General features: G+C 70.0%; 8 protein-coding genes. All 8 read left to right on the plus strand.

Annotation, left to right across the window (positions count from 1 at the left end):
* Nucleotides 1-13: 13 nt before the first annotated feature.
* The 8 genes from ACWCWD_RS27515 (at nt 14) to ACWCWD_RS27550 (ending at nt 22,781) form a co-directional block, all read left to right on the plus strand.
* Nucleotides 14-472, plus strand: a complete 459-nt coding sequence (locus ACWCWD_RS27515) for a type VII secretion system-associated protein (RefSeq protein WP_450776722.1) — start codon at nt 14-16, stop codon at nt 470-472.
* Between the two features lie 55 nt (nt 473-527).
* Complete coding sequence (locus tag ACWCWD_RS27520) at nt 528-3,551, plus strand: AAWKG family protein (RefSeq protein WP_450776724.1); 3,024 nt, start codon at nt 528-530, stop codon at nt 3,549-3,551.
* A gap of 64 nt (nt 3,552-3,615) precedes the next feature.
* Entirely contained in the window at nt 3,616-4,110 is a 495-nt protein-coding gene (locus ACWCWD_RS27525; RefSeq protein ID WP_450776726.1) for a YbaB/EbfC family nucleoid-associated protein, read from the plus strand.
* Nucleotides 4,107-4,430, plus strand: coding sequence for a WXG100 family type VII secretion target (locus tag ACWCWD_RS27530; protein ID WP_450776728.1), 324 nt, complete (start codon nt 4,107-4,109; stop codon nt 4,428-4,430). Before ACWCWD_RS27525 ends, ACWCWD_RS27530 begins: the two co-directional genes overlap by 4 nt.
* Nucleotides 4,431-4,433: 3 nt before the next feature.
* Entirely contained in the window at nt 4,434-17,741 is a 13,308-nt protein-coding gene (locus ACWCWD_RS27535; protein WP_450776730.1) for a WXG100-like domain-containing protein, read from the plus strand.
* 94 nt (nt 17,742-17,835) lie between these two features.
* A complete protein-coding gene (locus ACWCWD_RS27540) occupies nt 17,836-20,487 on the plus strand; it encodes a hypothetical protein (protein WP_450776732.1) in 2,652 nt (883 codons plus the stop codon).
* 71 nt (nt 20,488-20,558) lie between these two features.
* Entirely contained in the window at nt 20,559-21,974 is a 1,416-nt protein-coding gene (locus ACWCWD_RS27545; protein WP_450776734.1) for a hypothetical protein, read from the plus strand.
* A gap of 309 nt (nt 21,975-22,283) precedes the next feature.
* Nucleotides 22,284-22,781 (plus strand): phospholipase, encoded by a 498-nt coding sequence (locus tag ACWCWD_RS27550; protein WP_450776736.1) that lies wholly within the window; start codon nt 22,284-22,286, stop codon nt 22,779-22,781.
* The last annotated feature ends 20 nt before the right edge of the window (nt 22,782-22,801 follow it).

The raw sequence follows: 22,801 nt of genomic DNA on the forward strand, positions 1-22,801 counted from the left end.
ATTGTGAGTAGCCATGGCGGCCGACCCGACTAATCTGTCGCACCTGGACACGGACTCCCTCCAGAAGTTCATCGACACCGACGTGCAGGAGTTCATCGACCTGCTGACCGCGCTGGAGAAGGACGCCGAGAAGGGCGGGATCTCCTCGCTGAAGTTCCTCAGCGCCCAGATGGCTTCACCCGAAGTGGGCCTCAGCAGCCACGTGCTCAAGCTCGGCAGACTGGTCGGGAAAGAGGCGACCCCGCTGAGCGCGAATCCGCTGGTGGAGTACCTCACCGGCGCGGCGGAGTCCCAGGCGGGCGTCATCAGCAACCAGCTGAAGCTCTTCAACGACATCCAGAAGAACATGAGGACGGTGCTGGAGACGATGAAGAAGAACCAGGCGGACAGCCTGGAGGACATCAAGAGCCAGGAGTTCCTGAACGACCTGGGCGATGTCGACGGGGACCTCGCCCCGACCCAGAAGACCTGACCCTCACCCTTCGTCTCCACTCGTCTCCGCTCGTCGCACAAGGAGAGTCCTGCCCGTGGCAGTTGATTCAAGCTGGGAATCCGTCGTCAAGCAGCTCACCGGTTTCGACGGCGGCACCAGGGCCAACGTCGCGGCCGTGGGCGGTGCCGACGCGAAGACGGGAAACGGCAGCGAGTGGATGCGGGTCACGGTCAAGAAGGTCTCCAAGGTGGGCGTGTCCGACGACCGCAACACCACGGGCGAGGTGGAGGCGGGCGAGACGCCCGAACGGGTCATCCAGTTCTACGGCCCTTCCGACGGGCAGTCCAGCACCTACCTCGACGTCTACAAGGCGACCATCTCACTCCCCTGGAGTTCGTCGAGCGGCGCCGACTGGAGCAACACCGGGAACGCGGGGGCCTACGACTGGGGCTACGGAAAGGCGCTGGAGGCGCTGCGGGACACCTACACCACGGACGGGTTCGGCGGTGGTTACGACCACACCCCGGCGGTCGTCACGGCCGACGCGATCAATCTCAAGGAATTCAGCCCGATCGCCGAGGCGTTCAACAGGGTCGTCGACTACTTCTCCGCCAAATCCGTCGACCTCGAGAAGTGGGTGAAGCAGCTCGACAGCGAGTTCTCGTCCTATCAGGGCAGTGGCGCCGACGTCTTCCGCGACCTGATCGACGCGGTGGGTCTTGGCTACAAGGACTTCCTCACCCTGATCGCCCCGAAGACCGGCGCGGTCCAGCCCGGCGGCGGCCGGGAGTTCAAGAGCAACAAGGACTACAGGTCCCGCTCCGTGGTCGGTGACAAGCTCGTCGACGCCGAACTGGCGATCTGGACGGCCGCCGACAGCCTCGCCACGGCCTGGAACGGCTGGCAGAACAACTCGGATCCCGGCGTACAGACCGCGGTCAACTCGGCGTACGCCGGTCTCCGGACCAAGCCGGCGAACGTATGGCTCGGGACGTCCCATCTCGACGCACTGCTCGACGATCTGGCGTTGTGGCTGAACGAGAACAACATCATGAAGATGCGCCAGAACTACGGATACAACAGGCTCGGGGAGGGGTTCCTGCACATCCACCCGGTCTACGGCAACCTCACCGTCGAGAGCGACTGGAAGAACCTCGCCACACGGGCCTGCACCAACTGGCTGGCCACCCTCGCTCCTCTCGACCAGGCCGCGAGCAAGGCCATGCTGGAACTCAACCAGGCCATGGTCGGGATGAACACGGATTCGTCCTTCCCGTTCAAGGCAGGTGCGGGCAGCCTCACGCAGTCGAACGCGGAGGACGAGGCCGCGCTCGCCAAGGAGGAGGCGGAGAAGGAGAAGGAAGCCGCGGAGGAGGAAGCGGAGAAGCAGAAGGAGGATGCCCAGAAGGAGATGGACGAGCTCAACCAGGGCACGGACGGCAACGGCGGAGCCGGTGACGTCGACCTTCCACCGCAGATCGGGGAGAACGGCACCGACGGCGAGTTCGGCGGAGGCGGGGCGGGCAGTGACCTCGGCCTGAACGGCGAGAACACCGGCAGCGGTATCGTCCCACCGCCCACACTCGGCCTGAACGGTACGGGCGACGGCAGCGGCCTGGGCGGCGCGAACCTGCCGGTCACCAACCCCGACGGTTCCACCAGCCTCGTGAATCCGGACGGTTCGACCACCACGACCTACCCGGACGGCCACCAGGAGACCACGCCCGCGGGGGTTGTCCCACCAGTGCTCTCCCCCAACGTCCCAGGCGGCAGCAGCTACCCCGTCAAGACGGTCAAGGGCCCCGACGGCAGCACCACTTCGTACAACGCGGACGGTTCGCGTACCACCACGCACAAGGACGGCACGACCACCACCGTCAACCCCGACGGCACCTCCGTCACGAACAATCCCGACGGCTCGAAGACGGTCCTGAACAAGGACGGCAGCGAGACCATCACCTACCGGGACGGCACGAAGACCACGATCAGCCCGGACGGTACGACGGTCACGCAGTACCCGGACGGCACCTCGACGAAGCTCGCCCCGGACTCCACGCTCACCAGCACCGACGCCCAGGGCAACATCACCACCAGCCATCCGGCGGCCGGTTCGACCGTGCACAACGCGGACGGTTCGTCCACGGAGTTCGGCAAGGACGGCACGACCACCACCACGCACGAGGACGGCACGAAGACCTCCGTCTCGGCGAACGGCACCGTGACCACCACCGACCCCGACGGCACCAAGACCGTCTCGCACCTGGGCAGGGGCACCTCCACCGTCCAGTACGCCGACGGCTCGGTGTCCCAGGTGGGCAAGGACGGCACGGTGTCCACCACGTACAAGGACGGCAGCACCACCAAGCTGGGCCCCGACGGCACGTACACCACCATCGACGCCGACGGCCACAAGCAGACCGAGCACCTCAACACCACCGGCAGCGGTGGTACACAGACGCAGACGACGCACAACGCGGACGGCTCGTCCACGACGACCTACCCGGACGGCACCGTCGACACGACGCTCAAGGACGGCGGCCACCGGATCAGTTACCCGGACGGGCGCACGGTCACCACCGACGCGTACGGACGGACGACCGGCACGACGGGCGGTACCGCCGGGCTCGCAGCGAACACGACGGGTGGCGGTCTCAGCGACTTCGACTACTACGACTACCCGGACGACGGAAGCGACGAATCCCCCCTGGGCGTGGGTGGTTACGGCGACACCGGCACCGGCGGGTCCGGCAGCCTCCCGCTGAACCCGCTCGGCAACCAGGGACTCATGCCCGGCGGTGGCACGGGCGCCTCGGCGGGCGCCGCCGGAACCGGGCTGGCCGCGGAGCGCGGCCGGGCGATAGCCACCGGAGAGGCATCCGCGGCGCGGAACGCCAAGTCCGCCCAGCTCGCCGCGGAGGAGGCCGCGGCGGCGAGCCGGCGGCCCAGCACCACGTCGTCCGGAAGCACCCCGATGATGCCGCCGATGGGCGGCGGCATGGGCGGCGGTGCGGGCGGCAACACCCAGAGCGACGAACGCGAGCGGTCCACCTGGGTGAGCGAGGACGAGGGCACCTGGGGCACGGACGAGGGCGGCGTCGCGGCGGTGATCGGGCGGTGACGGCCGTCTTCAGCCGGAGCGAGGGACCGAGTGGTACGAGCGGATCGAAGGGCGCGTCAAACACATGAGCAACCCGATGGAAGAGCACCTGGCCGAGGCGCTGGCCGAGTTCGAGGAGGCCCGGACCAAGCTGACCGAGGCCGGGGCCGCCGCCGCCCGGATCTCCGCGACCGTCATGGCGAAGGACCGCTCCGTGGAGGCGACGGTCGGGCCGCAGGGCGAACTGACGAACCTGCGTTTCCCCACCGCGAGGTACCGGACCATGCCCCCGGCCCAGCTCGCCGGCGTGCTGATGGCCACCATCGGATCGGCCCGCGCCCAGGCGGCCGAGCAACTCGCCGACGTGTACCGGCCGTTCGGCCCCATCCCCGGCCTCTCACCGACCGGCGAGGGCGGCTTCCAGGAGCTGGACTGGGACGCCCTGTTCGCTCCGCTCCGCGAGGAGGGGCTGCCGGTACCCCCGTCGAAGGCGCCCACCCGCTCGTCCGGTGGCGCGCTGCTCGACGAGATCGTCGACGAGGACGACGCGACCGGCACGGACGAAGGAGCGCAGCGATGAGCGGGCTCGACGTCGACACGGACGGGCTCGACCGGAGCAGCGAGAATCTGGACCAGGTGGCCGACCACATCAAGCTGATCCGCGACGACTACCTGGACAAGATCACCTCGTACCACGGGTGCTGGGGCACGGACAAGTTCGGCATGACCTTCGCGGAGAAGTACCTGCCCGCGGTCGAGGACGCCAAGACGGGCATCACCGCGCTGAGCGACGCGCTGGTCGGCAGCGGGCAGAGCCTGCGCGACGCCTCGACGGACTTCGGCAATCTCCAGACCGACATCACCGACTCGCTCGGCGGACACAAGACCGGGAAGAGCTGACCCTTGTCCCTGGAGTTCCCTCCCGACTGCGCCTGGCTGTTCGCCGCGCTGACCGGTGAAGTACCGCCGAACGGCGACGAGGACAAGCTGTTCGCCTTGGCCGAGGTCCACAAGGACCTGCACGGCAAGCTGAACAACGACATGAAGCAGCAGATCGCCGCCGCTCTCGGCTACACCAGCGAGAGCTTCGACGGTGACGCCGCCGCGATGTACCAGGCGGCGATGAAGAGCTTCATCGGCGAGGAGGGGCTCAACTACTTCGACGCGGTCGCCGACCAGGCGCAGTTGCTCGCCACGTTCACCCGCAAGGCCGCCACCCAGCTCCAGTACACCAAGTACATGATCATCGCCCAGCTGGTGGAGCTGCTGTTCGAGGCGGTCGTCGCGGCGGCGCTGGCGTTCTTCTTCGGGGCGTCGATCCAGGCCTACCTGGCGAAGTGCGCGATCGTGCGGTTCCTGATCCGCTCGTGGCTCGGCCGGGCGCTGATGACGTTGTTGATGCACCAGCTGATCAACGTGGGCATGGGTGTCGCGATGGATCTGCTGGTCCAGTGGTCGCAGCTCAACAAGGGCACGCGCGACGAGTACGAGGGCGACCTGACCAAGGGTGCGGCGTTGTCCGGCATGATCCAGGGGCTCCTGGCCGGTCCGTTCCAGTTCCTGGGCAGCAAGCTGGGCAAGAGACTCGCCGACATCTTCGGCAAGGGCGGCGGGAAGCAGCTGGGCAAGGAGCTCGACAACGCGTTCCCGCAGCCGCCCGTGCAGGGCCCCAAGGGGCCGAAGGGCGCCGGGCCGAAAGCCCCGAAGACGTTCGGGGAGGACTTCGCCAAGAACTTCGCGAACGACCTGCCCCACACCGTCGGGCCTGCCGGCAAGGCGGCCGGGGACAAGTTCGTCCGCAACATCGGCGAGACCTTCAGCAAGCACCTGGGCGGCGACAAGGCGGGTGCCGTCGGCCGCGACTGGGCGAGGACACTGCTGGAGAACACCGGCAAGAAGGACCTCCCGAAGCTGCTCGAGGACGCGCTCAAGCCGCTCGCCAAGGAGGGCGACGGCGCACTCGGCAAGATCCTCGGCCAGGGCGCGGCCGACCAGCTGGGCAGGAGCGCCATCCGGGCGATGGCCCAGTCAGGCGTCCACGGCATCACGGAGGGTGTGTCCGAGGGGGCGCACGCGGCGGTCTCCGAGGGCTTCTACAACCTGTTCTTCAGCGACGACCACACCTTCAGCACCTCGGGCCTGACCTTCGGCTCGGGCATGGTGGAGGGCCGCGTCGGACACATACTCGAAGGCGCGGGCGACAAGCTCGGGTCCAATCTGCGCAACCAGACGCTGGAGGCCGGGTTCAAGCTGCCCGGCGCCCGTACGGAGTCCTCGGGCGGTCATACGGGGTCGGAGTCCGGCGGCGGCGCGGGGAGCAATACGGCCGGTGGTCCGGGTGTCCAACCGAACCCGATCGTCATGAGCGACGAGCCGGCCCTCGATCCGAGCGACACCTCGTCACCGCTCTCCGCGGACGATGACAGCACCGAACCGGACACATACTCGCCTCCGTCACCGCAGATGTACGACGACGAGGGCTTCGCCCTGCTCGACGTCTCCGGTCCCTCGCGCGACGACCACGGCGACGTCGTCGGCAACGACGAGACCGACAACACCGACGAGAGCATGCAGCAGCCCGTCGTGCCCGCACCGCCGACGATGCCCCGGGACACCAGCGTCCCGCTCACGACGACGGCGAGCACTCCCGCGGCGTCATCGGCGCCTGCCCCGGCCAACAGCACGTCGAAGCCGACGACTTCCACCCAGCAGAACACCGCTTCGAGCACCAGCGGTGCGGCGAACGGCCCGAACACGACGTCCACGGAGGCCGTCGCGGAGCAGGAGAAGGAACGGCCGGAACAGGAAACGCCGGAGAAGGACCCGAAGCAGGAGCAGGAACAGGAACAGAGGCGGGACGAGGAGCAGGAGAAGACCTCCGCGTCCACGGGTCAGAACTCCACGCCACGGACGCTCTCACAGCCCATCGCCCTCTATTCCGCCGAGTCCCACCTTGCCGTCGACACGGGCGCCCCCGTGCTCACCACCAGCCACGCGCCGCATGAGGTGCCGCATACGGCCATCACCATCGAAACCGACATCTCCACGGCCCCGGCCCTCACCACCGAAACCAACGCCAACGCCAACACCAGCACCCATGTCCTCACCGACATCGTCAGCGACGTTGACGACGGTGCGACCAACGCCACACCACCGCCTCCGCCTCCGCCGCCGCCCGCGTCGAATGTGTGGCTGTCCGACGAGGTACGACGATTCGGCACGGATGCCTCCGAAGGCGTCAGCGGCGTCCACCTGGCGCCGATCCCGGACCAGGTCGCCGCGGCCCTCCAGCAGCAGGCGCTCGACGCCCTGGAGACGGCCTCCGGCACCCTCCCCGAGACAGAGCGCGCCGAAGTGCGCGCCCAACTGGCCGAGTTGCTCTCTCCGCAGGTGCTTCAGGACAACCGTCTGATGCTGCTCAGCAAGGACGGTCACCCGATCACCCTGACCGTCGACGGCAAGCAGCGTTCGTTGGCCGTACAGCTGCGACTGGAGAAACCCAAGCGCTCCACGCTGTCCGGTGCCGGAAGGCACACGCCGCCGCACAACAACGAGCAGCGGCACGCGGCCACGTTCGACAGCACCTCCACCGCCTCCACGACCAGCGTCCGTACGATCTCGCTGACTCCGCTCTCGAACGCCTTCAGCGTGGTCGCGGACGTCCTCACCCACGTGCCCGTCGCGCTGAACTTCAACATCACTCATCAGCAGAGAACCCTGTCGACGACGGTGAGCAGCGCGATCACCTCCACCAGTCTGTTGCGCAGTTCGGAACCGGCCGGCCTTTTCGACTACACCGCGCGGGGCAGGGTGTGGGAGGTCACCTCGCCGACGTCCCCGGAGACCGCGCCGGAGCCGGCGGAGGGGCGGACGCTCGGCACGGTGTCGGCGTGGTTCCCCGAGCATCTGGCCGTGCCCGGTTACACCGCGGCCGGCCGCAACGGCTTCAACCCCATGGAGGACGCCGACTTCCAGAAGCATCTCGACGACTCACCGTTGTGGGTGATGGACTCGATGTCCGATCCCGGCAGCCTGCTGCGAGAGGTCCGAGCCCGGTTCGGCGAGCAGCTCGGCTCCCTCGACGCCGGCTCGCTGGCCGCCGTCGAGAAGTTCCTCGGCGCGGAGCACCTGCTCGGTGCTCTCCCTCTGCAACGTGCGACAGGCCGACCCGGCGGCAGTACGGGCACGTGGTCGCCGGTCCTGCTGGACCAGAGCGGCAACGCCCTCGGCATGTTCAAGGTCACCGCTCAGGTGGCCCACCGCACCGGCAGGGAGATCCTGGTCGGTCCGAAGTACAGCCTGGAGCGCTTCCTGGACCGTCAGCGCAAGACCGACTCGCTGTCGAAGGTGTCCCAGGCGTACGACATCGCGGGCGGGATCGGCTTCGTGCTCAACTCGATGCCGGACGAGGCGGACAAGGCTTTCCGGGACTTCCACCTCGGCGGCTCCCTACTGCCCAAGGGCGGCCGCGTCTGGCAGAAGGACCGGAGTCTCGGGGCGGGCGCCACACACGGCGTGACGCACAACATCCGCACCAACGGGGGGCACGTGCTCACCCCGGCGAACGTGGTCTACAGCGTGGAGTTCATCGCGGCGGACGGAAAGCCGACGGACCCGGTGCCGATGCCACCCACCCGGGTACGGCTCAGGATGCTCACCCCGCAGACCGCGACCGGCACCGTGCCGACGGCAGCCACACGGAAGCAGGCGCCCCCGGAGGTGGCGCGGCTCGACGCCATCGGCCTCACCACCACCCCCCTGGCGGTGCACGGCGAGGGCGTCACCGAGGTACTGGAACAGGCACGGACCTGGCTTCTGGACAACGGCTACCTCCCGCGTGAGGGCGAGCAGAACGGCTGGTTGATGAACGAGGGCCTCGTCAAGGCCCGTCTTGAGAATCTGCGTAAGTTGTCCCTGCTGGGTTCGCAGCACGGTCTGCTCGGCGCCATGGACGAGCTGGTCGACGGCGGCATGGTCCTGTACTTCAACAAGCCCCGGTCGGGCGGCGGTGTGGACCACGTCCGGCTCCGCTTCACCCTGGACCGCGCGCCCGGGGACACCACCGCCCCCACCCATCGCACCTCGCTCAGCGATGTCCACCTGCCGAGCACCAGCAGTCTGTCCGTGCCCGGGACCAGCCAGCAGTCGTCCGGCGGTTCCTTCACCGGCCAGGCGGCCGGCCAGATAACCGGTATCGCAGCAGGTCATTTCAGGGGCGTGATCACGGGGGACTACAAGGGCACCTGGCAGACGACGAACACCTCGACCACCGCCGCGGGAGTCTCGCACTCCCAGATGATCATCACGACCCAGCAGACGACGGAGGTCTTCCGGGTCCCGGCCGTGTTCGCGGTCGAGATCACCGACGGGGCCGGTCCACTGCCTGCCGCCACGTTCACGTCCGCCACCCGGCCCCAGACCGAGGGCCGGCCCCGGCCCGAACCGGTGACCATCGACCTGGCGGTGCCGGAGAAGCGCACCGGGACCTCCTCGGAGGCGTACGGGGAGGCGGTGCTCCAGCCGCAGGGCACTCCGCTGCCTCCCGACGGGCAGACCTTCCTGCTGCCCGACAGCTCCCTCGTCGACGTCGTACGCGGCAGCAAGAAGCTGTACGAGGCGGTCGAAGCGATCTTCGAGGACCTCTCGGTGCCCCCGGTGGAGGAAGAGCGCACCGACGACGTCGAGATGAACCAGCTGGGCAACGACGGCGGCTCCGGCCACGGCCCGACCCTGCCCGTATTCAGCACGGAGGTCCAGGGGGACTCGGAATCGGCCAACTCTCCCTCGACATCCACCTGGTGGGGGGCGGCGACCGAGGCCGCGAAGTCCGTCGCCGACTCGGTGCTTTCCATGGCCACGGTGATCCGGCAGACCGTGTCCACCGGAGACCTCAGCGACCAGGGCATGCTGCTGCACGAGGCGCTGCACGCGCAGCTGACGCCCGCCGCGCTGATGTCGCGCGCGCACCAGATGGTGAAGGGCGTCTTCGTCATCGACGACCTGTTCGTGCCGGGAGTGTCGGGCGGCACCGACCTGGTCGTCGAGGTGAAGGCCGTACTCACCAATCCGCAGGATCTGGGGACGGTCCGGCAGTACGGCGAGACCGACCTCGGTGCCACCGACAGCGCCTCCCACCAGGTCACGAGCACGGAATCGCACCAGGGCGGCCCCGGGTTCACGGCGAAGTACGGCCAGAGCCTGGAGGAGGCCGAACAGGCCGCCGCCGGGCCTTCCGTCACCGATCCGTCCACTCCCGGCGCGTCGAAGCCGACCACCGGCGGCCTCGGTGTGAAGGGCGTCTACGGGCGGGGGAGCAGCAGCTCGGTGACCACGTCGGCGTCGACCAGCATGACGCGGGTCCCCACCGAGGGCGGTACCCATCATCGGATCAGCGCGGACATCACCTACGAGGTGACCGTCCACCGGGGGCACCGGCGGGTATCGCCGCTGAACCGCACCGCGGACTCGGTGACGCGCACGGTCCACGTGCCGGGCGGCATCACGTTCCTCGCCACGGCCGATCAGCTCCGGCGGAGCGGCCCGACGCTGGAGCCGCTCGCGGGCGAGGAGACCGGGCCGCCCCGCCCCGACACCGAACGGCTGCCGTACCGCTTCGTCGAGTACGGCGCGCCCGGGCTGGCGGCGGTACTGGAGGCGACGCCCCTGGCGAAGCCGCACCCGCATCCGGCAGAGGCCGACGAGAACACCTCCCAGGGGCAGAGCTCCGCCGAACCGACGGCCGGGGAGCCGGAGCCCGCAGGCGGCGACCCGCGCCGGCCTCATCTGCTGCGCGAGAAGCTCACCGGCCTGGTCAGGAAGCACGCGCCGGGCAGCCTCACCCCCGGCCACCGGAACTACGTGCCCGGGCTGGCCCAGCGCATCGCGGACTACACCTCGCCCGCCGCCCTCGGCGCGCTGCCCGGACGCGGCAAGGACGGATCACTGAGCTTCAGCTTCCCGTACGCGAACGGCGTGACCACCCGTACCGTCACCGTACGGGTGCAGGGCGAGCCCGCGTGGACGAAGGACCAGCTGCGTCTCGTGACCGGGCGCCGCAGCGACGCGGGGGCCGGGGTGGAGAACTTCTCCGCCCACTCCCCCGCGAACGTCACCGAGAGCCGGGGGCGTACCACCCGCTGGGGCTTCACGGTGCCGGGCAGCATCGTGGTGCCGACGTCCGAAGAGACCTCCCGCAAGGCGACCCTGAGCCCGTCCGGCAGCGGCTCGACAACCCGTTCGGACACCGTGAGCAGGACGCTCACCGCCGAGGACCGGCTGTGGCAACGCGTCGAAGGCGGCAACGAGTTCACTCTCGCGTACACCTTCACCGTCGATCTGCACATCGAAGGCGATCCCGCCACCACTCGTCCGTACGAGAAGGTGGACGGACGGGTCACCCTGCGGTTCTCCGGGGACACCGACCAGCAGCGGGCCCCGGAGAACCCGACGGAGGAACTTCTCCAGGGGATCGGCACCGAGGACCCGAGGCTCTCCGGTCCGCTGGCCACGGCGACACCGCTCCGGCCCACCGGCAACGAGGTCGCGTACGCGCTCAGCAACCAGCAGGACCTCCTGAACGCGGTGTGGGAGCTGGCGCCCGAGCTGGCCGGCGAGGGCGTCGGCTCCGGAAGCTCGTCGGAGGCGGCTGCCGCGCGGCTGACCGAACTGCTGCACGGCGGGAGCATCACCATGGACCCGGTTCGGGAGGCGGCCGGAGCGGGCGGGACCGTCACCGGGACCGCGACGCACCCCAGGGTCACCTTGTCGACGCAGGTGTTCCGGCCGCGCGTGATCGACACCACCAGGAACGTGGCGGTCGACCGGGTGCGGGTGACGGGCTTCAGCACGAGCTCCGGCTCCTCGATCTCCCGCAGCGGAGAATTCAGCCTGGGTGTGTCGGGAACCCTGGCCCCGGGGGGCGGCTTCGACGTCGGCGGATCGATACCCCTTCTCGCGTACCAGTCCGTCCCGGGCGGTCAGGGCGGCGGAGTGTCGGCACTCGCCCGGCACTGGGAGAAGACCGGCACCGCGGGCATGCCCGGCACCGACCAGGGGCTGCGTACGTACGAGGTCGAGGTCGACACCGTCACCACGCTGACCGGCCCGAACGGGGAGGTGCGGTACGCGACGGGCACCGCGTTGCTGCGGGTGCCCGAACGCGATCTGCTGGGCCTCGGCGTACTCACCGAAGCACACCGCGGCGAGGGGGTGTGGGACCTGTCCGCACCGGACGTGCGGAACCTGACTTCCTCACAGGTCGCACAGCTGATCACCGCTTCCGACGACGTGCTGCCGCCCGGAGCCGTGGTACAGCTCTGGCTGGATCTCGGAACGAACCCCACCACGGACGAACGCTTCGAGGCGCTGTACCGGGCGCGGTCCATCGCCCAGGAGAGCGGGCAGACCCTGGAACTGGCGCTGCGCGACGGTGACGGCACCCGTGTCTGGACCCTGGCCCCGGACAGCGAAGAGATCCCCGACCGGAACGGCGCGCGAGAACAACTACGCCACGCGCGAGACCAGTTGGAGCTGTTCGAGCAGACGTACGGCCGCCCGTCCTCCCTGGACGCACATCCGCGGGAAGCACTGCGGCGGGCCACCGAGCTCCGCACCGCCGCCGATCGCGATCTGCGACGGACGCGGCAGGTCCACGCGGACCAGCGGGCTCTCGTGGCGGGCCTCGACCACACGGAGGCCGAGGCGCACGATGCCCTGCGGAGCGCCACCCGCCTGCTGGATTCCACCCGCACGCTGCTCTCCGCCGCGACCCCCGACCGGGTCGAGACGCTGGCCCGCCGTCAGGCCAACCTGCTCGACGCGGTGGCCGAGCTGGAACGGCACATCGCGGCGCACGACGATCTGCGGGTGGCCGCCGAGTCCAGCCACGAGGCGGAAACCCTGCTGGAGGAGGCGGGGCTCGCAGAGGATGCCGCGCGACTGACGCTCCAGTGGCACGAGTTGACGCAGGACGTCGAGCGGGCGAACGCACGGCTCGTCGAGATCGGGGTGCAGCAGCTCACGCTCGCCGCCGACATCACGCAGGCGCACCGGGCCGACGACGCCGAGGTGAGTCTCACGGTGCCACCGCTCTCGGAGCCGACCACCCAGTCGCTCGCCTCGCTCCCGCCCCAGTGGCCGTCTCCCCGGACCCCGGACGACAGCGCGACGCCGGCCCCGGACGGGACCGACAGTTCCCGCGAGGCGGGCCGGCGGACGGAGAACCCGGTACTTCCGCACGAGGTGGCCGCGTTCCCCGAGACCAAGACGGCCGCCGTGAACACCGAGCGCTTCGATCCGAAGCTGGTGCAGACCCGTAGCCGGAAGGGGCTCCTCGACGGATCGCTGACCCTGATCCGCAACCACGTGCGCCGGATCCGGATGCCGGACGGGCGAACCGTCCGGCAGTTCTACGTGGCCCTGCCCATGCGGCTCACCGACGGATTGAGCGCACGGGACCTGGCCGCGCTGCAGACCCGCCTTCAGTCGACCCTGGACGCCCACGTCAACACCGGATACATCCTCCCGGAATCCGGTGACCAACTGCACGTCACGGTGGAGCTCGTACAGGCGCCCGAGCACGGCGAGGCGGTGACGCTCTCGCAGTCGGACGGTCCGCCGGTCCGCGCCGACCAGCTCACGTGGGACGTCGGGCACAGCGACGCGGTGCTCACGCACGAGATCCTGCACTACCTGGGCCTGGCCGACGAGTACTCCGAGGCCCGGGAACAGCGCGAGGACCGCCACCTGTTCCGGCGAGATGACCGGGCGAGCGGGGTACGCCGCGAGGGCCTGATGGTGAACACCCTCCAGAAGAGCCTGGAGAACCTCCCGAGCGACTACCTCGCCACCGTCGAACGGGTCAGTGAGAACGCGGTCGTCCCACTGAGCCTCGTGCTCTCCGGCGACGAGGAAGAGCCCGCGATCCACGAGAACGGCCGTCATCCGGACGGCAACCCCGGCGACGCGCCGCAGCAGAATGTCAGCCACACTCCGCAGGAGGACGACGGCCGGATCTACCTCAAACAGCCGCACTACGCCTCGGGTGACCAGTTCGCCATCGCCGCAGCGCTCATGGCGGACAAAAACCTGTCAGTCGTCATCACCTACGAAGACGAGCAATCCGCTTCGACGGGCGGTGACACCTCCGGCAACAGCCGGCGGAAGGCGGACACGGTCGGGAGGTTCTACGAGGAATCCGGAATTTCCGGCGAGCGGATCAAGGTGATGTCCACCGCCGATTCCAAAACCTTCTTCAAGAAGTTCGTCGATGACCTGAAGCTGAGCAGCAAGGAGAGGGGAAACCGGATCCTGGGGGTCGGAGACGCCACCCGGATCGTGGGGAAGCGGTTCAGTACGGAGCTGCGCGAGACCGTCAAGCGGTCCTGGAACCTGGATCAGGAGCAGGACACCGCCGTGAAGTCCTGGTTGGCGGCGAAGGGCGTCACCCTCGACGGAACCGACCGGGTCGCAGTGCTGTGGTCGCGGTTCAGCGGCAAGAAGGGTGAAGTGCACATCGAGCACGACACCGGCTACATCGGCATCGCGGAGATCATCGCGGGACTCGGTGACGTCAAGGCCGTGCTGATCGTGGGGGACTCCGGCGCCGAGTCGTCCCGGGGTGCGGAGCTGTCTCCCGGCAAGAAGAAGTTCCGTTCCATAGCGGCGTACTTCAACGAGGGCGAACTCCCCGACAGCGACGAACGGGTACACCTCGACGCTTTCACAGCGCGAGTGGTCGACCTCACCGAGTTCTGGAACGACCCCGGGGCCGCCGCCTGGGGAGGCACCACCCGCACCGGACAGTTCCGCCTGTTCGACTATCTCGACCGTCACTCGACGGCCCGGCACCTCGGCTTCCGCAGCGGCAACCTCGAAGCCATGGCGCTCATGGGCTTTCCCGTCCGCTATCTGGAGGAGCCCAACAGCGAGATGGGCGGTGATCGGATGACCGTCTGGCACACCGCCGAGACCGAACCGGACGGTACTGGGCTCACCGTGCTGGGAGGCCTCGCCCCGAAGTACGAGCGCCTCATGGTGAGCAGGCCCCCCACCCGCTCCGGGCAGCACCAGAAGACTCTGGATCTGTCCGTGCGCGCGAATGAGGAGAAGCACGCGCGGTGGCATGTCGAGGGCAAGCTCGCCAAGCACCTGAACACATCCCGGCCGAAGGGGTTCACCGACGAGGACCTCGCCAACTTCGACGCCTTCCTGAAGACGGGCGACCCCGGTGCCGGCATCCCCACCCGCCTACGGGAGCAGGTACGGGACATCGGGCAGCGCGCCCACCCGGAGCACGTCAAGGTCGAGGGCCTGACGCAGGACGTCGCGAAGGCCAGGCGCGCGAACGGCGCGCAGAGTCAGCAGGGCCTTCGGCGCACAGCTACGCTGGAGCGGCAGTTGCACGAGGCGCAGCAGAAGCTGGACACGATCCTCGCGGAGTTCGCCGCGCTCTTCGACCCGGAAGCGGGACACGAACGCCACGACATCCTGCGTGCCCGTAACGTGGAGACACAGTCGGTCGCGCACCTGCTCACGGAGCCCCTGCCGTCGACCACGAGCACCGGCCGGCAGGGCGCCGTGCGGGGACCCGAGTCCCGGCTGGCCCCGGACAACACCGTCGACCGGCCAAGCAGCCAGTCGCCCTCCAGCAAGCAATCGACGCGGGGCGCCGCCAACGGCTCACGTGGAGGGAGAGGAGGACGCGGGAGGGGCCGCGCCAACAACGGCGCCAACAACGCGACCCCGCAACCGAATCCCACGGCCCAGACCTCCCCGGTATCGGGACACGGCTACCACAACGCCTCCTTCACCGCTCTCACCAGAGGCACCGCCGGACTCGATACCCTCACACCGGAGAGCTATCGCGCCCGTGTGGCCGCCTCCGTCGGGCAGGGGCGCCCGGTCTCGTACGTGGTGAACGCGATCGTGGACCGAGAGACGTTCGCGCAGGAAGGCCGGCTCCAGGGCTTCATCGACTCGGTGCTGCGCGGGCTGTCCCCCGAGATGCGGAGGCGGACGGTCATCGTCGTCGGCGTCAACGGACGGGGCACTTCCCAGAGCGACACGTCGCTGCTCCACGCGGCCATCGAAGCCGGAACCCGGAACATCGACTCGCCCGTCCCGCTGGCCGTCGTCGCCGTGCCCATGCGGTGGAACCCGAACCGAACATTCCCCTTCGGCGAAGCACGCAACACGACCCTGACGAGCAACGCCACCCGGCAGGCTCTGCACGGCCTCGTCGCGCAGAACAGCCACCCCTACCTGTCCTTCATGGACTTCGACGAGTACCCGCACACCGTGCCCTCCGGCGCGCACATCTTCGACCACTTCGCGAGCGAGCTCGCCTTCGGCCCGCACACGACGACCGGCTCCACCGAGTCGATACCGCCGTTGCGACCGTTGCTGATGTCGGGCGGCTACCGGATTCCCGACAGGGACGACACCGCCGGGCGCGCCCAGCTCGTCAGGGAGACACGCGAGCGGTGGCAGCGGTACAACCTGGAGAATCCCAACAGGAGTCTCGGGGAACCTCCGGCAGACCTGGCGGAGATGGTCGAAGAGTTCGACCGGGAGATCAGGGAGGACATGCGGGCCAGGGCCCGCATGTCCGGTCAGGCACCGTTCCAGGCCTATTCACCGGAGCCGAACCTCTTCGTCGACGGACTGGCCACGCTGCTGGAAGGTGATGGACCGACGCCGCCGATCCGCTTCAGCACGGGCAGCGCCGAGTTCAACGGTCTGGCCCTGTCGCTGATGCGCCTCGCGGCCTGGGAGATCGTCGAGGACCACGGGACCGGGACACAGCCCGACGGGTCGCTGCGTACGGCTGCCGAACTGCTGCGTCCTGCCGTGCGCGGCACCGCCTTCGTGATCGACTTCGAGAACGCCGCGACACAGACCGACCTGTCCCGGCTGTATTTCGGCATGCTCCAGTCCCGGCGCACATCGGCTCTTCAGGCGACGCCTCATCTCACCGAGTCGCAGATCAGCAGGCACCAGCTGCGCGTCCCGCAGAGCCACCTCAACCCGGTCCCGTACGCGAAACTCTTCCAGGAGCCGGAGCCTTCGGCCGGGACACATCCGACGAGGAACGCCATCCACCAGGCTCTGGCAAGACTGCTCGAAACCAGGGAGCCGCTGACGAATCCGCCCCGCCCGTCCTCTTCCTCTTCCTCTTCCTCTTCCTCTTCCTCTTCCGAGAACGTCAACCGAACACCGACGATTCTTGATGACCTCGCGCGACGGAATCTGCTGGAAAGACTGTCGACACCGCTGCCGACTCCGGGCGGCCTGTGGGCCGGACTTCAGCCCGGTGCGCTGAACGCGTACACGTACGCGATGAACCTGTTGTACGGGACCGACGCGGGAGTGCTTCAGAGGAGCTTCCACGAAATCGCGTCGACCTACCTCAACCCGACCGGTGACCACTCCCTGACCGTGCGGCCCGGATCGTTCTTCGCCGCCCTCGCCCAAGCGCTGGCCCCCGGCACCGGGACTGCTGAACAGCAGGATCCCGTCTCGTCCACCTTTGCCGTCCCTCTCAACGACACCGTGCGGCAGATGCTCGTGGACCTCCATCAGAGATTCGCCGCCACCACCGACGCCCAGCGACTGCTCGCGGACGCCGCACAACAGGGACTGACGGTCGAGGACCTGACCACCCGCCTCTTCACCGGCCGCATCCACCCCATGGACCACGTCCTCGACGACTACATCGGCGGACCGACGGAACCCCTGCCCGGCCGGTCGACGCCCACCGCGTTCACGTTCACCATCGACGGCTCCGCGCGCTTCCTGCTGGACCTCTACGCGAGCTCGCTCGGACGCGGTCTCCACATCACGGGCCCCGACGGGCGGATCCACCTTCTCGGGCCCGCCACGGACACCGCGCCGCTCCGCGTCAGCTGGCGGGCGGGCGAGGGCTGGTCGGCCGACACCGAGGACAGCGGGAACTCCCGGCCGTCCGGATCGGGAGACGGCGGGAACCTCGGAGGCAAGGACAAGGGCAAGAGGGTACCGCTGCACACCGCACCGACCGCTCCGACGGCGGCGGATCCCGATTCGGCGTCGGATTTCGAGCCGGAGTCGGAGTCCTCCGAGGAGACCACCGCGGAGGATCAGGAACACGGATCCACGCACTCCGCTCTCTCCGACCTCACCCTGCACCTCCTCACCGGTGGGTCCACCACCGTCCCTGCGGGGCGAGCATGAGATCCCGGGAGCTAGGGTCAGCATCCCGACCGAGAACGATCATTGATGGAGGGTCAGTGCAGCGCAGCAGCTTCACCCGCCGGGAGGACTCCCGGTGAGCGGACTGGCCTCGCGGCTGCCCCGGTGGCGCGGACGGCACTCGGCGGCGGAACCCTCCCCCGGCCCTGCCGCGTCCGGCCCCGTCACCCGTGAACCGGAGGGCCCCCGCACGGTCCTCGACGAGTTCGGCGCGGAATCCGGTCCCGGCGGCGCCTCCGGATTCCTGCTGCGTTCCTCCGCCGACCGCCGCACCTCCGTGCGTGAGCTGGCCGGAAACCTGCGTGTCGAGCGGGAACGCCCGATCATCATCGTCGACGTGGCCGCGGACGCGGCGGGGAACCTCGGCGAGGAACTGGGCGGTCTGCTCGCCCGGCTGCGGGACGAACACCGTTCCTCAGCCCGGCTGGTGATGTCACGCGCCGCCGCACGCAAGCCCGACGGCCTGCTCCCACTGGCCCAACGGCTGGCCGATGCATGGGACTTCGAGATCGAGGCGCCCGACGCCGCAGCGATCCTGCTGCCCGGCGGCGGACTGTACGTGAGCGAGCCCGCGACCCCGGCGGGCGGCTGGTGGCGCTTCGCGCCGGGCACGGAACCCGTGGCTCTGGGCGCACGCATACCCGCCCCGCACTGGCAGCGCGCGCTCGCCCGGGTACCGCTGGGCGAACTGGGCGACCACACGGTCCGGCAGATACCCGCGGGACTGTTGCTGCACCCCACGGGCGCGGCGGTTCCCCGTCCCGGCGATCTGGCGTTCGCCCTCGCCGTGCACCCGGACCGGCTGACCGTGCTGGTGAACGGCGCGGAGAGCCGGGACGACCTCGCGGAGGACCTGGCCACGCTCCTCGCCCGGCTGCCCGCGGAACTGCGTGACCGGGTACGGCTGGCCCCGGGCGGCGGCCCCGATCTGCTGCCCGTCGCCCAGCGTGTGGCGGACCTGCTCGGCACGGAGGTGACAGTCTGCACGGGGCTCCCGTTGTCCGTGCCGGACCCGTCGGGGGATGCGCGTCAGGAGCGGATACGGCTGGTGTCGGCGGAGGGCGAGTCCACCTGGCCCGCCCTGCTCACCGCGGTGAGCTGCGCCCCCGCGGAGGCGGAAGCCGGGGACGCCGGACCGGGTGCGCCACGGCCTGCCCCGCGTCCGGTGCACTGGCTGCTGCCCGACGCCGTGACCGGCCCTGGTCCGGAACCCGCCGTGGGCCGTCTGCCCGGCGGATCGTACGTGGTGGCGGTGCGGGCCGGACTGTGGGTGGGCCACTCCCCCACCCCTCCGGCCGCGGTCCGGGAGCGGCCCGCCGAGGAGCGCGCGATGCGCATCGAGGTGGGGGAGGCGGGCGACGACGGAGAGACCCGGACCGCACTCCTGAAGGCACTCGCCGCCCTGTTGCCGGAGCTGGACGGTCAGGTCCGCGAGTACGCCGAGATCGCCGCACCCGCGGGTGCGGGGGCCGAAACCGTGGACGCACTGCGGCGCTTCGCGGTACGGAACGCGCTGATGTTCGCCGCGCCGACACCGCGTTCCGCGGTCGCGGCAGAAGCACCGTCGCCCGCACCCGCCGCTCCCGCACCTGCCATTCCCACGGCAGCCCCCGCTCCCGCACCCGCCATTCCCACGCCCGCCGCGCCGACCGCGCCCGCCCCCCGGCCGATCCCCGCAGAGGCGCTCACCGCGTCAACACCCCCTGCTCAGGCTCAGGCTCAGACTCCGGCTCCTGCCACCCGCCCGGCCACGAGCAGCAGCAGCCATGCCGCGCCGTCCAAGCTCCCCCTGCCGGGGGCCGGAGCGCCTCCTGACACTCCGCGACCCCGCCGCACCGCCCCGCAGGTCGCGTCAGCTCCGAGCACACCCGCGCCCCCTCCGGCTCCGGCACCCGCGCCAACTCCAGCTTCTCCGGCACCTGCTTCCCCGGCACCTGCTTCTCCGGCACCCGTCGCCGTTGCGTCCCGCCGGCTCCCCGCCCCCGCGTCGGCCCCGCCCGGCTTCAGCAGTGGTGCGGACCGGGCCGCCTTCCGCGAGCTGGCCGCGTCGGTCTGGGAGGAACACACCGGACCGGTCAACCGGGCTCTCGTACAACTCCCCGCCCTGCGCGGTTCCAAGGAGGAGGAGGCCCACGTCGACCTCGTCGCCGTCCACCTGTATCTGACGTCGGCACCCGGTGGACGGTTCGGAGCGCTCGCGCTCGCGGCCGACGCGGGTGCGGGGAGCGGTGAGCTGGCACCGTACGCCGCCTGCCTCACCTCGGGACTGCGGAGGCTGCCCGCACTGCGGGGCACGCTGATGCGGGCCGTGCCGGGGCCCGGCATCCCGGACGACGCCGTGGTGGGAGCCGTCCTGCGCTGCGACGCGCCGCTCGACGTCGTCCACCGTGAGCAGAAGGGTGCTCCCGCGCCGCCGGCCGGTCATGTCCGTTACGTCATCAGGCCGGTGACCGCGCGTCGCACCTCGGTGCTCACGGCCCCGGGTACCGGCGGCGCGACGGCGCTCTTCGCGGCGGGTACCGAGTTCTCCGTACTGGCCAGGCACGACGCGTCCGAGGAGGCTCCGGCGCGCGTGCTGCTGGCGGAGATCCCGGGCGGAACGACGCGGTTCCGGCCGCCGTCGGACGAGGCGGTCACCCGGCTCGACGAGGCGGCCCTCCGGGACGCGGGCGGGCCGGCCGCCGGCTGGCCCGCCCGCTGCACCGGCCACTTCCCGTGCCATGCCTGAGCCACAGCCACAGCAACAGCCACAGCCCGTCTTTCCCCCCTCCCCATCCTGATCCGTCCGAGAGGCATCCGATGGCAACCAGCGAGTCAGCCCACGCCGGTGCGGAGTCCGGCACCCCCGGCTCACCGGTCCCCCGCGCCGCAGCAGTCGCAGTCCTGGCCGAGGAGCCGTCCACCGGGCTGTTCCCGGCGAAGCCGCCGGCCGGGAGCGCCCCGGCACCGGTCGGCAGCGGTAACCCCGCCACGGTGTCCGGTTCCGCCGCCCCGGTCGCCGAAGGCGAGAGCGAGGGCGAGGGCGAGGAGGCGGAAACGCCCCGGGCGGCGGCCGAGGTGCGGCCCGAAGGGGAGACCGAGGAGCAGCCCGGGTCCGAGACGCAGCCGGAAGCCGCCACCGCCGCCTCCGGCACGACTGTCCCCGCTGTCGCCGGGGCGAGCAGGGACGACTCCGCCGAGAGCGCCACCACGGCCACGACCGCCGGTGCCACCCGCACCCGCCGTACCGGTGGGCTCCCCCTGGGCCGCCCCGGCAAGCCGCTGATCGCCGCAGCCGTGGCCGGTGGGCTGGCCCTCGTCGGTGTGCCCTTCCTGATCTCCGGCCTGTCCGGATCCGGCGACGACACCTCCGTGCCCACCGCACTCGCGCCCGCAGGCAGCCGGATGGGCCCCGACGGTTCCGGCCCGGGTTTCGTGCCGGGCCGGCAGAACGCCCCCAGTGACACCCCGCAGAAGCCCGACGGCAAGTCCACCACCGGCTCCACCGACTCCACCGGCTCCGCTGCAGGCGGCTCCGGTACGGGCGGAACGGCGACGGACGCGATCCACGAGACCGGATCGAAGAGCCTCCCCACGGGCAGTACCGAAGTGACCCCGAGCCCCGGGGATGCGAGCGCCGCGTCCGGGAAGGACGCTGGAGCGGCCGACGCTCCGGCGCCGACGAAGGGCAGCACCGCGAAACCCGCAGCGCCCCAGCAGGAGCCGGTGGCCGCGGTCACGTACAGCCATCTCATCGGCCCCGGTTGCGACACCCCCGGCTTCGCCACGTCCGACCAGTGGCGCGACGGCCTCCAGGGCTGGGTCGGCAGAACCGGCAGCCAGACGTCCTACGGTTGCAGCGGCTTCTACTACAGCGTTCCGCTGTCCAACAGCACCACGACGTCCAACGGCTACGCCCAGTGGAAGTTCCCCACCGGGTCGGTGACCAACGGCACCTGCCAGGTCTCTGTCTACATCCCGAACGTCAAGGACATCACCCGGGTCGGCGGCAACCCGGCCCACTACGCCGTCCACCGCTACTTCGAGGCCAAGCCGAGCACCCAGATAGACACCTTCGAGATCGACCAGCCCTCGCACCTGGGTCAGTGGGTCAACGCCGGAACGTTCCCGGTGAGCACGGGCAAGATCTCCATCGTGCTGGAGAACCGCGGAAAGATCTCCGGCAACCGGCACGCCGCCGCCGCGCCGGTCAAGGTGAACTGCAAGGCCTCGTAACCGCGTGCCGTTGCACTCGTGTGCCGGGGGGCCGTCGGGCCCGGTCCGCGCCGGCCGGATCGACCGGGCCGGCGCGGACCGCCGCTTCTGTTCCCTGCTCATGTCGCGGTACCGGGGCGCAGGAGTCCACCCGGGCGGGAGCGGCAGCGGCGCCCCCATGGCCGTCGCTCGACGAACACTTCAATTCTCGGCGTCCAGTCCGCGCAATGACTAGGCATGACAGGTTCATGACGGCATTCTCGGGATGGACCTCATGAACCCACGAGGTGCACGCTCAGCCGGACTCCCCCACGCCCAGAGGAGATTGCCATGCGTCGCCAGGTCGCCATGCTGCTCGGCACCGTCGCCCTCTCGCTCCCGCTCGCCCTGCTGCCCGCCGCATCCGCCTCGGCCGCGCCTGCGGACAAGCCCCAGGTGCTCAGCTCCTGGACGCAGACGAGCGCCGCCAGCTACAACAGTTGGAACGCCGCCCGCAACAACCAGGGCGCGTGGGCCGCCTACGGCTTCGACTGGTCGACCGACTACTGCAGCACCTCGCCCGACAACCCGTTCGGCTTCCCGTTCCAGACGGCCTGCGCCCGCCACGACTTCGGCTACCGCAACTACAAGGCAGCCGGCACGTTCTCCGCCAACAAGGCGCGCCTCGACTCCGCCCTCTACGCCGACCTCAAGCGCGTCTGTGCCGCCTACTCCGGCGCGACGCTGACCTCGTGCAACGCCACGGCCTGGACGTACTACCACGCGGTGGACATCTTCGGAACCGCACCGGCCGGGGCGAGCACCGCAGCACTGCCCGGGTCCGTCTGACCGGTCCTGTCTCCGGAGGC

It is taken from the genome of Streptomyces sp. NPDC001493 (assembly GCF_053597235.1).

Coding starts and splice junctions, on each gene's coding strand:
- ACWCWD_RS27515 (WP_450776722.1), top strand. CDS start 14: ATGGCGGCCGACCCGACTAATCTGTCGCACCTGGACACGGACTCCCTC.
- ACWCWD_RS27525 (WP_450776726.1), top strand. CDS start 3,616: ATGAGCAACCCGATGGAAGAGCACCTGGCCGAGGCGCTGGCCGAGTTC.
- ACWCWD_RS27530 (WP_450776728.1), top strand. CDS start 4,107: ATGAGCGGGCTCGACGTCGACACGGACGGGCTCGACCGGAGCAGCGAG.
- ACWCWD_RS27545 (WP_450776734.1), top strand. CDS start 20,559: ATGGCAACCAGCGAGTCAGCCCACGCCGGTGCGGAGTCCGGCACCCCC.
- ACWCWD_RS27550 (WP_450776736.1), top strand. CDS start 22,284: ATGCGTCGCCAGGTCGCCATGCTGCTCGGCACCGTCGCCCTCTCGCTC.